Annotated in this window: 12 protein-coding genes; 10 read left to right on the forward strand and 2 right to left on the reverse strand. The window is 70.5% G+C overall.

All coding sequences use genetic code 11. The features are described 5' to 3' along the window. The 6 genes from argC to ACTHNQ_RS00310 form a co-directional block, all read left to right on the forward strand. Positions 1-1,075, forward strand: a 1,075-nt coding sequence (gene argC, locus ACTHNQ_RS00285) for an N-acetyl-gamma-glutamyl-phosphate reductase (protein ID WP_440330449.1), incomplete at its 5' end; no start/stop codon positions are given. Beyond that, positions 1,072-2,229, forward strand: a complete 1,158-nt coding sequence (argJ, locus tag ACTHNQ_RS00290) for a bifunctional glutamate N-acetyltransferase/amino-acid acetyltransferase ArgJ (RefSeq protein WP_440330450.1) — start codon at positions 1,072-1,074, stop codon at positions 2,227-2,229. The genes argC and argJ, both read left to right, overlap by 4 nt. Beyond that, entirely contained in the window at positions 2,226-3,125 is a 900-nt protein-coding gene (argB, locus tag ACTHNQ_RS00295) for an acetylglutamate kinase (protein ID WP_440330451.1), read from the forward strand. Before argJ ends, argB begins: the two co-directional genes overlap by 4 nt. Next, on the forward strand, positions 3,122-4,354 hold the full coding sequence (locus ACTHNQ_RS00300; protein ID WP_440330452.1) for an acetylornithine transaminase: 1,233 nt from the start codon (positions 3,122-3,124) through the stop codon (positions 4,352-4,354). Before argB ends, ACTHNQ_RS00300 begins: the two co-directional genes overlap by 4 nt. Next, the gene (gene argF / locus ACTHNQ_RS00305) at positions 4,351-5,274 is read left to right on the forward strand and encodes an ornithine carbamoyltransferase (protein WP_440330453.1); all 924 of its coding nucleotides are present in this window, start codon (positions 4,351-4,353) and stop codon (positions 5,272-5,274) included. Before ACTHNQ_RS00300 ends, argF begins: the two co-directional genes overlap by 4 nt. A 96-nt stretch (positions 5,275-5,370) precedes the next feature. Then, the gene (locus tag ACTHNQ_RS00310; RefSeq protein WP_440330454.1) at positions 5,371-6,423 is read left to right on the forward strand and encodes a DUF418 domain-containing protein; all 1,053 of its coding nucleotides are present in this window, start codon (positions 5,371-5,373) and stop codon (positions 6,421-6,423) included. Here ACTHNQ_RS00310 and ACTHNQ_RS00315 read toward each other — a convergent pair. After that, positions 6,414-8,069, reverse strand: a complete 1,656-nt coding sequence (locus ACTHNQ_RS00315; protein ID WP_440330455.1) for a hypothetical protein — start codon at positions 8,067-8,069, stop codon at positions 6,414-6,416. The two genes, ACTHNQ_RS00310 and ACTHNQ_RS00315, sit on opposite strands and share 10 nt — an antisense overlap. Positions 8,070-8,157: 88 nt before the next feature. Here ACTHNQ_RS00315 and argH point away from each other — a divergent pair, with 88 nt between their 5' ends. Together argH and ACTHNQ_RS00325 are read left to right on the forward strand one after the other, a co-directional pair. Then, positions 8,158-9,600, forward strand: a complete 1,443-nt coding sequence (argH, locus tag ACTHNQ_RS00320) for an argininosuccinate lyase (protein ID WP_440330456.1) — start codon at positions 8,158-8,160, stop codon at positions 9,598-9,600. A 67-nt stretch (positions 9,601-9,667) separates the two neighbouring features. Then, positions 9,668-10,303: a SatD family protein gene (locus ACTHNQ_RS00325; RefSeq protein ID WP_440330457.1), complete on the forward strand. Its 636-nt coding sequence runs from the start codon at positions 9,668-9,670 to the stop codon at positions 10,301-10,303. A gap of 4 nt (positions 10,304-10,307) precedes the next feature. Here the strand turns inward: ACTHNQ_RS00325 and ACTHNQ_RS00330 are convergent, their stop codons facing one another. Then, positions 10,308-10,898, reverse strand: a complete 591-nt coding sequence (locus ACTHNQ_RS00330) for a hypothetical protein (RefSeq protein ID WP_440330458.1) — start codon at positions 10,896-10,898, stop codon at positions 10,308-10,310. A gap of 103 nt (positions 10,899-11,001) precedes the next feature. Between ACTHNQ_RS00330 and tyrS the strand changes: the two genes are divergently transcribed. Together tyrS and ACTHNQ_RS00340 are read left to right on the forward strand one after the other, a co-directional pair. Next, positions 11,002-12,324, forward strand: a complete 1,323-nt coding sequence (tyrS, locus tag ACTHNQ_RS00335; RefSeq protein ID WP_440330459.1) for a tyrosine--tRNA ligase — start codon at positions 11,002-11,004, stop codon at positions 12,322-12,324. An 8-nt stretch (positions 12,325-12,332) separates the two neighbouring features. Then, positions 12,333-13,133 (forward strand): DUF4184 family protein, encoded by an 801-nt coding sequence (locus ACTHNQ_RS00340; RefSeq protein WP_440330460.1) that lies wholly within the window; start codon positions 12,333-12,335, stop codon positions 13,131-13,133. Positions 13,134-13,578: the final 445 nt, after the last annotated feature.

Below are 13,578 nucleotides of genomic sequence, written 5' to 3' on the forward strand. Positions count from 1 at the left end.
ATATTCGGTCGCCGTCAGCGGCGCATCCGGCTATGCGGGCGGCGAGATCCTGCGGATCCTCGCCGCGCATCCCGACGTCGAGATCCGCACCGTGACCGCGCATTCGAACGCGGGACAGCCGCTCATCCAGCACCAGCCGCACCTGCGCTCGCTCGCGCACCTGACCCTTCAGGACACGACGCCCGAGGTCCTCGCCGGCCACGACATCGTCTTCCTGGCGCTGCCGCACGGGCAGTCGGGGCAGTACACAGACGTGCTCAGCGACACGCCGCTCGTCATCGACGCGGGCGCCGACCACCGCCTCGAGTCCGTCGCCGACTGGGACGCGTTCTACGGCGGAGACTTCCACGAGCCGTGGGTGTACGGCGTCCCCGAGCTTCCGGTCGCCGGGGCGAAGCAGCGCGAGCGCCTGGTCGGCGCCTCCCGCATCGCGGCGCCCGGCTGCAACGCGTCGACGGTGAGCCTCAGCCTCGCGCCGGGCGTCGCGGCCGGCGTCATCGATCCGTCCGACATCGTCACGGTGCTCGCCGTGGGACCGTCGGGCGCCGGCAAGAGCCTCAAGACGAACCTCCTCGCGAGCGAGATCCTCGGCACCGCCAACCCGTACGCGGTCGGCGGCACGCACCGGCACATCCCCGAGATCCGCCAGGCGCTCGCCGCCGCTCGCGCGGGCGGCACGGCCGCGGCCGGCGAGACCGCGCCGGACGAGGGTATCCGCATCTCGTTCACCCCGGTGCTGGTCCCGATGGCGCGGGGGATCCTCGCCACGTCGACCGCGCCCATCGCCCCCGGCGTGAGCGACGCAGAGATCCGCGCCGCCTGGGAGGCCGCGTACGGCGACGAGACCTTCGTGCAGCTGCTGCCGGCCGGGCAGTTCCCCCGCACCGCCGACGTGCTCGGCGCGAACACGGCGCTGCTGGGGCTCGCCATCGACCGTGCGGCGAACCGTGTCGTCGTCGTGGCCGCCGTCGACAACCTCGTCAAGGGCACGGCCGGTGCGGCCGTGCAGTCCATGAACATCGCGCTGGGCCTGCCCGAGGGCACCGCGCTCACAGTGAACGGAGTCGCGCCGTGAGCGTCACCGCAGCACAGGGGTTCGAAGCGGCGGGCGTCGCCGTCGGACTCAAGTCGACCGGCAAGCCCGATGTCGCCGTCGTCGTCAACCGCGGCCCGCTCAAGGTCGGCGCCGCCGTGTTCACGAGCAACAGGGCGAAGGCGAACCCGATCATGTGGTCGCAGCAGGTGATCCAGGACGGCGTCGTCGAGGCGATCGTGCTGAACTCCGGCGGGGCCAACTGCTTCACCGGCTCGTTCGGCTTCCAGACCACCCACCAGACCGCCGAGAAGGCGGGCGAGCTGCTCGGCGTGAGCGCCGGCGACGTGCTGGTGTGCTCCACCGGCCTCATCGGCACCGGCGACGAGGTCTTCCGCAGCAAGGTGCTCGCCGGCACCGAGCAGGGCATCGCCGAGCTGTCGGCCGACGGCGGGGAGGCGGCATCCCTCGCCATCATGACGACGGACTCGCGCCCGAAGCGCTCTGTCTTCGCCGGCGACGGCTGGACGATCGGCGGCATGGCCAAGGGAGCCGGGATGCTGGCGCCCGGGCTCGCCACGATGCTCGTGGTCATCACGACCGACGCCGTGCTCACGGCCGAGCAGGCCGACGCGGCGCTGCGGCACGCGACGGAACGCACGTTCGACCGTCTCGACTCCGACGGCTGCATGTCGACGAACGATCAGGTGACCCTGATGGTCAGCGGCGCGAGCGGCGTCACGCCCGATCCCGATGCGTTCGCGGCCGCGCTCGCCGAGGTGAGCCAGGACCTCGCGAAGCAGCTGCAGGGCGACGCCGAGGGCGCGAGCCACGACATCACGATCCAGGTCATCAACGCGGCCTCCGAAGAGGACGCGGTCGAGGTGGGGCGATCGGTCGCCCGCAACAACCTCTTCAAGGCGGCGATCTTCGGCAACGACCCCAACTGGGGCCGGGTGCTCGCGGCGATCGGCACGACGCAGGCCGCGTTCGACCCGTACGACGTCGACGTGTGGATGAACGGCGTGCGGGTCTGCTCGCAGGGCGGCCCCGACGCGCCCCGTGAGGATGTCGATCTCACGCCGCGGGCCACCGATCTCGTGATCGACCTCAAGGTCGGCGCGGCATCGGCGACGATCCTCACCAACGACCTGACCCACGAATACGTCCACGAGAACAGCGCGTACTCCTCATGAGCGATCTGCAAGACACCGATCCCGGCGAGGCCAGCGCCCGGGCCGTGACCCTCATCGAGTCGCTGCCGTGGCTCAAGCGCTTCCGCGACCAGATCGTGGTCGTCAAGTACGGCGGCAACGCCATGGTCTCCGAAGAGCTGCAGGACGCCTTCGCGGCCGACATCGCCTACCTGCGCTACGTCGGCGTGAAGCCCGTCGTCGTGCACGGCGGCGGCCCGCAGATCTCGTCGATGCTCGACCGCCTCGCGATCCCGAGCGAGTTCAAGGGCGGCTACCGCGTCACCTCCACCGAGGCGATCTCGGTTGTCCGCATGGTGCTGACCGGCCAGATCAACCCGCAGCTGGTGTCGAAGATCAACGCGCACGGACCGGTCGCGACCGGGCTGAGCGGCGAGGATGCCGGACTGTTCGGCGGTCGCCGTCGCGGCGTCGTCATCGAAGGCGTCGAGCACGACCTGGGCCGCGTGGGCGACGTGGTCGAGGTCGACCCGCAGCCGGTGCTCGACCAGATCGAGGCGGGGCGCATCCCGGTGGTCTCCAGCATCGCCCCCGACCTCGATCACCCTGGGCACTCGCTCAACGTGAACGCGGATGCCGCGGCATCCGCCCTCGCCGTCGCCCTGGGTGCAGCGAAGCTCGTCGTCCTCACCGACGTCGCGGGGCTGTACGCCGACTGGCCCAACCGCGACTCGCTCGTGTCGCATCTGAACTCGACCGAGCTGAGGGCGATGCTGCCGAAGCTCGAGTCGGGCATGATCCCGAAGATGTCGGCGTGCCTCGAAGCCGTCGAGGGCGGCGTCGAGACCGCCGCGATCATCGACGGGCGGGTACCGCACTCGGTGCTCGTGGAGATCTTCACCAGTAAGGGAATCGGAACAGAGGTGGTGCTCGGATGACGTGGCAGGACGACGAGGCGCGCGACCTCGTGAAGAGCTTCGGCGCTCGCATGCAGATGTTCGTCCGCGGCGAGGGCGCATACCTGTGGGACGCCGACGGCAAGCGCTACCTGGACTTCCTCGCCGGAATCGCGGTCGACTCGCTCGGCCACGCCCACCCCGTCTTCGTCGACGCGGTGGCGACGCAGGCGGCGACCCTCACGCAGGTGTCGAACTACTTCGCGACGCCGCCGCAGCTCGCACTCGCATCGACGCTCAAGCGCCTCGCCGGCACGGGCGACGCAGGCCGCGTGTACTTCGGCAACTCCGGCGCCGAGGCGAACGAGGCCGCGTTCAAGCTCGCCCGGCTCCACGGTGTCAAGAGCCGGGAGAGCGGAGCTGACCGGCCGCGCATCCTCGCGCTCAAGGACGCGTTTCACGGCCGCACGATGGGCACGCTCGCCCTCACCGGCAAGCCCTACATGCAGGAGCCGTTCCTCCCGATGACGCCGGGCGTCGAGTTCATCGACTCGACGGTCGAGGCGCTCGAGGCCGCGATCGACGACCGTGTCGCCGCGCTGTTCGTCGAGCCCGTCAAGGGCGAGGCGGGCGTGCTGCCGCTTCCCGAGGGCTACCTCGCCGCGGCGCGCGAGATCACCGAGCGCCACGGTGCGCTGCTCATCATCGACGAGATCCAGACCGGCGCCGGCCGCACGGGAGAGTGGTTCGCCTTCCAGCACGCGGGCATCACCCCGGACGCGATCACGGTCGCCAAGGGCATCGGCGGCGGCTTCCCGATCGGCGCCATGATCACCTTCGGCGCCGCGAGCGACCTGTTCTACCCGGGCACGCACGGCTCGACCTTCGGCGGCAACGCGCTCGGCACCGCCGTCGCGAACGCCGTCCTCGGCGAGATCGAGCGCGCCGGGCTCGTCCAGAACGCGGCCGATCGCGGTGCCCAGCTGCGCGCCGCGATCGAGGGGATCGGCTCGCCGCTCATCGAAGGATGCCGCGGCATGGGCCTTCTCGTCGGCGTGGGGCTGCGGCATCCCGTCGCCAAGGCGCTCGTCGCCGCCGCGCAGGAGCACGGCCTGGTCATCAACGCCCCGAACGACGAGACGATCCGCCTCGTGCCCGCGCTCACCATCGGCGACGTCGAGATCGACGAGTTCGTCACCCTGTTCACGGCGGCGCTGCGCACCGTCGAAGACGCCCTGGTGCTCCCGACCACGACGGAGGTCCCCGCATGACCCGCCATCTGCTCCGCGACGACGACCTCACGCAGGCCGAACAGGCCGAGATCCTCGACCTCGCCGTCGAGCTCAAGAAGGATCGCTGGGCCAACAAGGCGCTGGCAGGCCCGCAGACGGTCGCGGTGATCTTCGACAAGTCGTCGACGCGAACCCGGGTGTCGTTCGCCGTCGGGATCGCCGATCTCGGCGGATCGCCGCTCATCATCTCGACCGCCAACAGCCAGCTGGGCGGCAAAGAGACGCCGTCCGACACGGCCCGCGTCCTCGAGCGCCAGGTCGCCGCCATCGTGTGGCGCACCTACGCGCAGACGGGGCTGGAGCAGATGGCCGCCGGCACGCGCGTGCCGGTCGTCAACGCGCTGAGCGACGACTTCCACCCCTGCCAGCTGCTGGCCGACCTGCTCACGATCAAGGAGCACAAGGGCGACCTGGCGGGCCTGACGCTCGCATTCTTCGGCGACGGCAAGTCGAACATGGCGCACTCCTACGTGCTGGCGGGTGTCACGGCAGGCATGCACGTGCGCGTCGCCTCGCCCGAGTCGTACGCCCCCCGCGACGACGTGATCGCCGATGCCGACCGTCGTGCCGCCGAGACCGGCGGCTCGGTCACCCTCTACACCGACCCGAACGAGGCGGCGGCGGGCGCCGACGTCATCGTCACCGACACGTGGGTGTCGATGGGCAAAGAGGAGGAGAAGCTGGAGCGGCTTCGCGACCTCGGCGGCTACAAGGTCACGCAAGAGACCATGGGGCTCGCGAAGCCGGATGCGATCTTCATCCACTGCCTGCCCGCCGACCGCGGCTACGAGGTCGACGCCGAGGTCATCGACGGTCCGCAGTCCGTCGTCTGGGACGAGGCCGAGAACCGCCTGCACGCCCAGAAGGCGCTGCTGGTCTGGCTGCTGCGTCAGGACTGAGAGCGAGTCACCCGGGTGCGCGGCTCGGTCGGGGCATTGCGTGCCGGGTTCGCGACCCGCTGGATCCGGCTCAACGGACCCGGGCGGATCGGCGGTGTGGATCTCGCCCGAGGGCTCGCCGTGCTCGGCATGTTCACGGCACACCTGCTGCCGATCACCGAGCCGTTCGCGTGGACCGACCCGGCCACATGGACGGCGATCGTCCAGGGGCGGTCGTCGATCCTGTTCGCGACGCTCGCGGGCGTCTCGATCGGTCTCGTCACGGGCGGTGGCACCCCTCTGGTCGGCCCGGCGATGCGCACGGCGCAGTGGCGCCTCGTGGTGAGGGCGGGCCTGCTCTGGGTGCTCGGCGTGCTGCTGATCCTCACCGGGGTGCCGGTGTACGTGATCCTCCCTGCCTATGGGCTTCTGTTCCTCTGCGCGGTGCCGCTGACCGCGCTTCGCGCCCGCCCGCTGCTGGTGCTGGCCGCGGCGCTGGCGGTCGTGATGCCCGCCGTCCAGGCGCTGCTCGACGCGCTGCCCCTGTGGGAGACGCCGATCGGTGCGGAGCTCTCGGTCGCTCTCGGCTGGCACTACCCCTTCACGACGTGGATCGTGTTCGTCGTCGCGGGGCTCGGGGTCGCCCGTGCCGGGATCGGCCGGCTGAGCGTGCAGCTGTGGCTGGTGGCGGGCGGTGGCGCGCTCGCGCTCGTCGGATACGGGATGGATGCCGCCACCGGCGCCGATCCCGAGACGGAGGCGTCGACGTTCGGCGGAGCGGTCTGGACGGCCCGGGCGCACTCCAGCGGGCTGCTCGAAGTCATCGGCTCAGGCGGATTCGCGATCGCGGTGCTGGGCGTGTGCCTGCTGCTGTGTCGCACGGCGGTGCGCTGGGTCGTGCTGCCGCTCCGGGCGGTGGGCAGCATGCCGCTCACCGCCTACACGCTGCAGCTGCTGGTGTGGGCCCTCGTGGCCGCCGTCGTGCTCGGCGACACGGGCGATCTGAGCGGGTTCCGCGAACTCGCCCCGCTGTGGCCCCTCGCGCTCGGCACGATCGCCTTCGCGACGCTGTGGGCGCTGCTGGTCGGCCGCGGCCCGATGGAGTGGATCGTCGACCTCATCACCCGGCGCGTCACGCGGCCGCAGCCGGCGGCATCCGGTCAGTTCTGATCCGCCGTGGCGGGCGCGGGGGCCTGACCGTTGCGCGTCGGCTTGGGCTTCGGCGCGGCCGGCTTCTGCGCGCGGGGGCGGGGGAGCCACGCTCCGGACTCCAGGTCCAGCGCCCGGCGGAATTCCGTGGCGAACGCACCGTCGGTGGAGTAGTCGCGCGTCGTCACGTACACGCCGTGCGCGTACCCGGGGATGCGGGACTTCGGCGCGTCCCCGGTCAGGGCGATGTCAGCGATCCCGGGCCCGTAGAGGCGTCGCAGTCCGCCGCCGAACCAGTCCCCGAAGAAGTGCAGGCGCGCCGGGTACCACATGTTCGTCCAGCGCACCGGGGCGAACGCGGCGGCTTCGTGAAGCCGGCGGGTGTGCCACTCGTACTCGCTGCCGTCGTCGCGCCGCCGCTTGTCGTGGGTGAGGTACGAGAAGAACTCGGGGTGCCCGTTCGCGTCGGGCCGGTACTCCAGCGGCCACTTCTCGTCACGCGGGTCGACCTGTTCGCTCCGCGGCGGGCATGACTGCAGCTCGCGCCGCCGCTTGCGCTCCTCGAACTCCGCGGTGTCCTTGGTGTAGATCTGGTCGGCGAAGTTCATGGGGCTTCCGAAGCTCACGAAGTCCGAGATGAGCCAGGGGTGCCCTTTGGCCCGCATCGCCAGCCACAGCTTCCGTTGGGCCCGCCGATACTCCTCCGGCGAGCGGGTCGTGCCGGCGGCGAGAGCGGATGCCGCAGCCTCGAGGTCATCCAGGTCCTCAGGCGTGAGCGAGGACTGGCCGTGGCGGGTCGTCGCCCATAGGTACGAGATCGCGTCGTACGCGATGTACGAGCCGAGGCTGTGGCCGGTGACCACGATGCGGTCGTAGTCGCCGCTGTCCTGCAGTGAGCGGAGCAGGTCGACGATGCCCGCGCGGATCTCGCGTCGCGCGGCGAAGGACCGCGGCGAGGTGTCGAGGTAGCGCACGACGTCGACGAGGTACTTCACGAGCCAGCCGGGCAGCAGCCGGCTGATCGCGTACGTCACGATCACGAGCGCCGAGACGCTGCCCGCGGCGATCTGAGCCCAGGGCGGCACCCCGAACCAGGTCGAGAAGCCGGGGATGGACACGAACCCCCAGGCGAGCGCGAACGTCGCGAGCCAGATGGCGAGCCACAGCCCCCACAGGCCCGGAGGCACGCGCCGCAACTGGGTCACGAAGAAGGTGAGCATCGCCGCGATCCCCACAGCGGCGAGCACCCAGGGCGACCAGTCCGGCATCCACTCCTGCGGGAACAGCAGCAGCCCGGCTGCACCGACGACGACGAGCAGCAGCGCGACCGCCCGCACCAGCTGCGGGATGGTCGTCGCAGGCAGCATGATGCGGCGGAACGTCGGCCACAGGTCGTCCAGGCGGTTGCCTTGCATGAGGTGCGCCCAGTGGTACTCGTAGATGTCCGTCTGCACGTCGAAGCCGTGGTGCTCATCCGCTGCTTCGTCATCGCGGCGCGCTTCCACGATGTGCAGCCGTCCCTCGAAGTCGCCCCGGAACTTCACGGGCCGCGAGTGGAACGGCGCCTGACGGCAGATGACCTCGCTGAACGCGTTGAGGGTCTCGACCGGTCGCTGCTCGCCCATGCCGTGGACGACGACGACCGCCTGGCGGCGCTGTCTGGTCACGATGCACCTCCTCCGAGATCCAGGAGGCGCTGCCCCGCGCCGCTGATACCCGCGATCGGGGCGCTGCCCGCCTCGGTAGGCTGTTCGAGTGAGCGACGAGAGCGACAGCATTGCCCAGCACGGCACGAACGAGGGATCGCTGTGGGGCGGCCGATTCGCTTCCGGTCCGTCACCCGAGCTGGCAGAGCTCAGCCGCTCGACCCATTTCGACTGGGACCTCGCGCTGTACGACATCGCCGGCTCCCACGCGCACGCCAAGGCCCTCGCCGCGGCCGGCTACCTCACCGCCGATGAGGAGCAGGCGATGCACGACGGCCTCGACGTGCTCGCCCGAGGCGTGACCGACGGGACGCTGCGGCCGGCGGCATCCGACGAAGACGTCCACGGCGCGCTCGAGCAGGCGCTGATCGACGTCGTCGGGCCCGAGCTCGGGGGCAAGCTGCGCGCGGGGCGCAGCCGCAACGACCAGATCGCGACCCTCGTGCGGATGTACCTGCTCGATCACTCGCGCACGATCGCGCGCGAGATTCTGCGCCTGGTCGACGCGCTCGTGTCGCAGGCGGAGGCCAACGCCGAAGCCGTCATGCCCGGCCGCACGCACCTGCAGCACGCGCAGCCCGTGCTGCTCGCACACCACCTGCAGGCACACGCCTGGCCGCTGGTGCGCGACCTGGAGCGGCTGCGGGACTGGTCCGCGCGTGCCTCGGTGTCGCCGTACGGCGGCGGCGCGCTCGCCGGGTCGACGCTCGGCCTCGACCCGCAGCTCGTGGCCCGCGAGCTCGGTCTGGCGCGTCCGGCCGAGAACTCGCTGGACGGCACCGCGTCGCGCGACGTGGTCGCGGAGTTCGCGTTCATCACCGCCATGATCGGCATCGACGTGTCGCGGTTCGCCGAAGAGATCATCGTGTGGAACACGCGGGAGTTCGGCTTCGTGACGCTCGACGACGGCTATTCGACCGGGTCGAGCATCATGCCGCAGAAGAAGAACCCCGATATCGCCGAGCTCGCGCGCGGCAAGTCCGGCCGGCTCATCGGCAACCTCACGGGGCTGCTGGCGACGCTCAAGGCGCTGCCCCTCGCGTACAACCGCGATCTGCAAGAAGACAAGGAGCCGATCTTCGACTCGGTGCGCACGCTCGAGACCCTGCTGCCGGCGTTCGCGGGGATGGTCGCGACGATGCGGTTCCACACCGCGCGCATGGCCGAGCTCGCGCCGCAGGGCTTCTCGCTCGCGACCGATGTCGCCGAGTGGCTGGTCAAGCACGGCGTGCCGTTCCGTGACGCGCACGAGATCTCCGGCCACCTGGTGCGGGTGTGCGAAGAAGGCGGCATCGAGCTGCACGAGGTCACGGACGCGCAGCTGGCCTCGGTCTCGCCGCACCTGACGCCCGACGTTCGCGAGGTGCTGAGCGTCGAGGGCTCGGTCGCGAGCCGCGCGGGAGCCGGCGGCACGGCACCGGTCCGGGTGGCCGAGCAGCGCGCGGAACTGATCCAGCGCGTGCAGTCGGCCGCGCATGAGCTCGGACTGTGACGACTGATCTTTTCAGAAGATAAGCTCTGAGCTGATATTCACGAATTATCAGTGATATGCTGATCGCATGCCTGTCGCAGTGACGGTCGACATCGTCGGATCGCGGCGCCTGCCCGATCGCGACGCCGCGCAACGCGCGCTCGACGAAGCGATCGCGCGCATCGAGCACGACCTCCCTGTCGCCGAGCGCCCCCTGCGCCCGACGGTCGGCGACGAGCTGCAGGGCGTCTTCGCCACTCTCGACGCCGCTCTCGCGACCACGCTGCTCGTCCAGCTCGCGCTGCCCGACATCGTCGAGTGCCGTTTCGGGCTCGGCATCGGCGAGACGGGCCTCGTGGCCTCGGCATCCGGTGACATTCCGGACGGGCCGGCATGGTGGGCTGCGCGTACGGCGATCGATCACGTGCACGCCCTGGAGCAGCGGTCGGTGCCGAGCGCGCGCACGTGGGTCGTCGCCCATGACGAGGCGGGGGATGCTGCACACGACGCCGCGCGTCGCGCCGACGCCTACCTGCTGGTGCGCGATCAGGTCGTCGGCGCCATGTCCGAGCGCGCGCGCCGACTGACCTACGGGCGGTGCTTCGGCGTCACGCAGCGCAAGCTGGCGGCGCGGGAGGGCATCACCCAGTCCGCCGTCTCACAGCTGCTGGCGGCATCCGGAGCCGCCTCCGTGGTCGAGGGGTTCCGGCTGCTCGAGACGTGACGGCTCAGAAGATCGCGAGCCGCACGAGGCCGCCGACGACACCGGCCCAGAGCAGGCTCGCGAGCGTGCCGATGATGAAGCGCTCGCGCGCCTCGGCGGCAGCGAGCTCTGAGAACCGGCCGATGCCCTTGACTGCCACGACCACCGCGACCGCCTCGGGGTAGCCGGCGATGATCGAGATGACGACGGCCACGCGCTCGAGATAGCCGATCACGGTTCCGCCGCGCATCAGCGTGCGCACCTCGGTCTCGCCGTCGTCCGTTGCCGGGACGGCGAGCAGGATGCCGCCGTCATCGGTCTCTCGCACCCTGCCGCCGGTCGCGGCATCCAGCACCCGCCGTGTCACGGGGTTGCCGCCGAGGACGGCGACCGCGATGCCGAGCAGCGCCAGCATGAGTCCCATCAGCTCGGGGATCTTCACCGGCGAGATCGCGACGACGACGAGCGCCAGGGTGACGAGCACCCCGGCGATGACGAGGGGCACGGTGCTCGGCCGCCGCAGACTCACGACGATCAGCACGAGCGCCCCGCACAGTGCGAGGAACAGGAAGATCGACAGGATCGCGACGAGGATCGCCTCGGGGAACAGCACCATGCGCGAAAGTCTGGCACGCACCTCCGACCACGCCCGGTGCGACGGGCCGCACCGCGACGGGATCCGGCTGGGCTCACGCGCCCGCGCTGATAACCTGGCGAGCGTGTCTGAAACCAACGTGAGCGCACCGGAGCAGTCCGTGCGCGCGCTGGCTCCCGCCAACGACCCGACGTTCGAGAACGTCTGGGACGAGATCGTCTGGCGCGGGCTGGTGCATGTGTCCACCGACCAGGAGGCGTTGCGCGCCCTTCTCGCCGGGGACGCGATCACGTATTACTGCGGTTTCGACCCGACGGCGCCGAGCCTCCACCTGGGCAATCTGGTCCAGCTTCTGCTGATGCGCCGGCTCCAGCTGGCGGGTCACAAGCCGCTCGGCCTCGTCGGCGGTTCGACGGGCCTCATCGGCGACCCCCGGCCTTCGGCCGAGCGCACGCTGAACACCAAAGAGACCGTGAGCGAGTGGGTGGGCTACCTGCGGTCGCAGGTCGAGCGCTTCCTGAGCTTCGAGGGCGACAACGCCGCCCGCATGGTCAACAACCTCGACTGGACCGCGCCGATGAGCGCGATCGACTTCCTGCGCGAGATCGGCAAGCACTACCGCGTCGGCACGATGCTGAAGAAGGATGCGGTCGCCGCGCGCCTGAACTCTGAGGCCGGGATCAGCTACACCGAGTTCAGCTACCAGATCCTCCAGGGCATGGACTACCTCGAGCTCTACCGCCAGTACGACTGCGTGCTGCAGACCGGCGGCAGCGACCAGTGGGGCAACCTCACGAGCGGCACGGACCTCATCCACCGCGTCGAGGGCGTCTCGGTCCACGCGATCGGCACGCCGCTGATCACGAACAGCGACGGCACCAAGTTCGGCAAGAGCGAGGGCAACGCGATCTGGCTGGACCCGGCGATGTGCAGCCCGTACCGGATGTACCAGTTCTGGCTGAACACCGACGACGCCGACGTGATCCAGCGCCTGAAGATCTTCACGTTCCTCACGCGCGCCGAGATCGAGGAGTACGAGCGCCTCGTCGCCGACGAGCCGTTCCGTCGTGCCGCCCAGAAGCGTCTGGCGGTCGAGGTCACGACCTTCGTGCACGGGGCGGATGCCTCGGATGCCGTGATCGCGGCATCCGAGGCGCTCTTCGGCCAGGGCGACCTGGCCGCGCTCGACGCCGCGACGCTGCGTCAGGCGCTGGAAGAGCTGCCGAACGCGACGGTCGCCGCAGGCACGCCGGTCGTGCAGGCCCTCGTCGACACCGGGCTGGTCACGAGTCTCTCCGAGGCGCGTCGCGCCATCGCGCAGGGCGGCGTGTCGCTGGACGGCACGAAGGTCGACGACGACGCGGCGGTGGTCGAGGGGACTCTCCCGGGTGGCGTCTCGGTGCTGCGCCGGGGCAAGAAGACCCTCGCCGGCGTGTTCACCACCTGACCGAGCGGATGCCGTTCACCCCGAGCCACGCCGTCGTCGCGCTGCCGTTCGTCCGGACGCCGCTGGCTCCGGCCGCCATCGCGGTCGGAGCCATGACGCCGGACCTGCCGCTGTTCGTCCGCGGGCTGCCGCTGTCGTACGGCGTCACCCACTCGTTCGCGTGGCTCCCCGTGACGATGCTCGTCGCCCTGGCGCTGCTGCTCGTCTGGCGGTGCGTACTGCGTCCCGCCGCGCGGGAGCTGTCGCCGCGATGGCTTGCTGTGCGGCTGCCGGGGGAGTGGGATGCCGGTGCCCCCGCGGCGTTCCGCGAGACGTTCTCCGCGCGGTCCGGTGCACGGCCGAGCGCTGCCGGTGTGCTGCTGCTCGCCGCGGCGCTCGCGATCGGCGTGGCGAGTCACATCGTGTGGGATCTCTTCACGCATGAAGGGCGGTGGGGGTCGTCCGCGATCCCCGGGCTCGATGCGGATTGGGGTCCGCTGCCGGGGTACAAGTGGCTGCAGCACGGCTCCAGCGTCCTCGGCCTCGTGATCCTCGGGATCATCATGGTCGTGTGGCTGGCCCGGCGCCGGGCGGCGGCATCGGTTCTCCGGATCATCCCGGGGTGGCTGCGGTGGTGCTGGTGGGCGTCCCTGCCGGTCGTGCTCGTCGTGGCATGGACCTGGGGGCTCGCGGCCTTCGGTCCGTTCGACGCCGGGTTCACGCCCGCGCACCTCGGCTACCGGGTGCTGCCGCCGGCGTGCGCGGCGTGGGGTCTGGCGACCCTCGTCCTCTGCGTCGTCGTGCAGGCGCTGCGCACGCGCCGACGGTGAGTGAACTCGCACGACCCGCGTGATTCCGCGCCCGCTGGGCGCGACACGCCCGGGATGCACGTCCGATTCGACGAGACCGCGCGGCGTACGTAAAGTATTACGAGTTCGCCCCACAGGGAAGCGGAGAGGCCGAGAGCCTCGACCCCCTCAAGCGGAGAACGATCCCCTTCCTCATCACACGTTGAGTGTGGCGGCCTTCGGGTCTAGGATGGGTGTCCTGCCCCGGAGACCGCGGTCGCCGACAGCCCCACTGATCTCAGGATCACGGCGTGTCGGTTTGACAGACGGGACGGGCGGGATAAGGTAGTGAAGTTGCCCTGGGGCGAGGCTGTGATGGCTGAACCTGGGTGCGTCCGATCTTTGAGAACTCAACAGCGTGCACTTGTCAAATGCCAATTTTTTTCTCTGTCGACCGTGTTTCACGGTTGGTGGGGGTCTTTTTTGG

It is taken from the genome of Microbacterium sp. (assembly GCF_051953575.1).
Classification (GTDB): domain Bacteria; phylum Actinomycetota; class Actinomycetes; order Actinomycetales; family Microbacteriaceae; genus Microbacterium.

Excerpts from the sequence above, each read along its gene's own strand:
- argB (WP_440330451.1), top strand. The coding sequence starts at position 2,226 with ATGAGCGATCTGCAAGACACCGATCCCGGCGAGGCCAGCGCCCGGGCC.
- ACTHNQ_RS00300 (WP_440330452.1), top strand. The coding sequence starts at position 3,122 with ATGACGTGGCAGGACGACGAGGCGCGCGACCTCGTGAAGAGCTTCGGC.
- argF (WP_440330453.1), top strand. The coding sequence starts at position 4,351 with ATGACCCGCCATCTGCTCCGCGACGACGACCTCACGCAGGCCGAACAG.
- ACTHNQ_RS00325 (WP_440330457.1), top strand. The coding sequence starts at position 9,668 with ATGCCTGTCGCAGTGACGGTCGACATCGTCGGATCGCGGCGCCTGCCC.
- ACTHNQ_RS00330 (WP_440330458.1), bottom strand. The coding sequence starts at position 10,898 with ATGGTGCTGTTCCCCGAGGCGATCCTCGTCGCGATCCTGTCGATCTTC.
- ACTHNQ_RS00340 (WP_440330460.1), top strand. The coding sequence starts at position 12,333 with ATGCCGTTCACCCCGAGCCACGCCGTCGTCGCGCTGCCGTTCGTCCGG.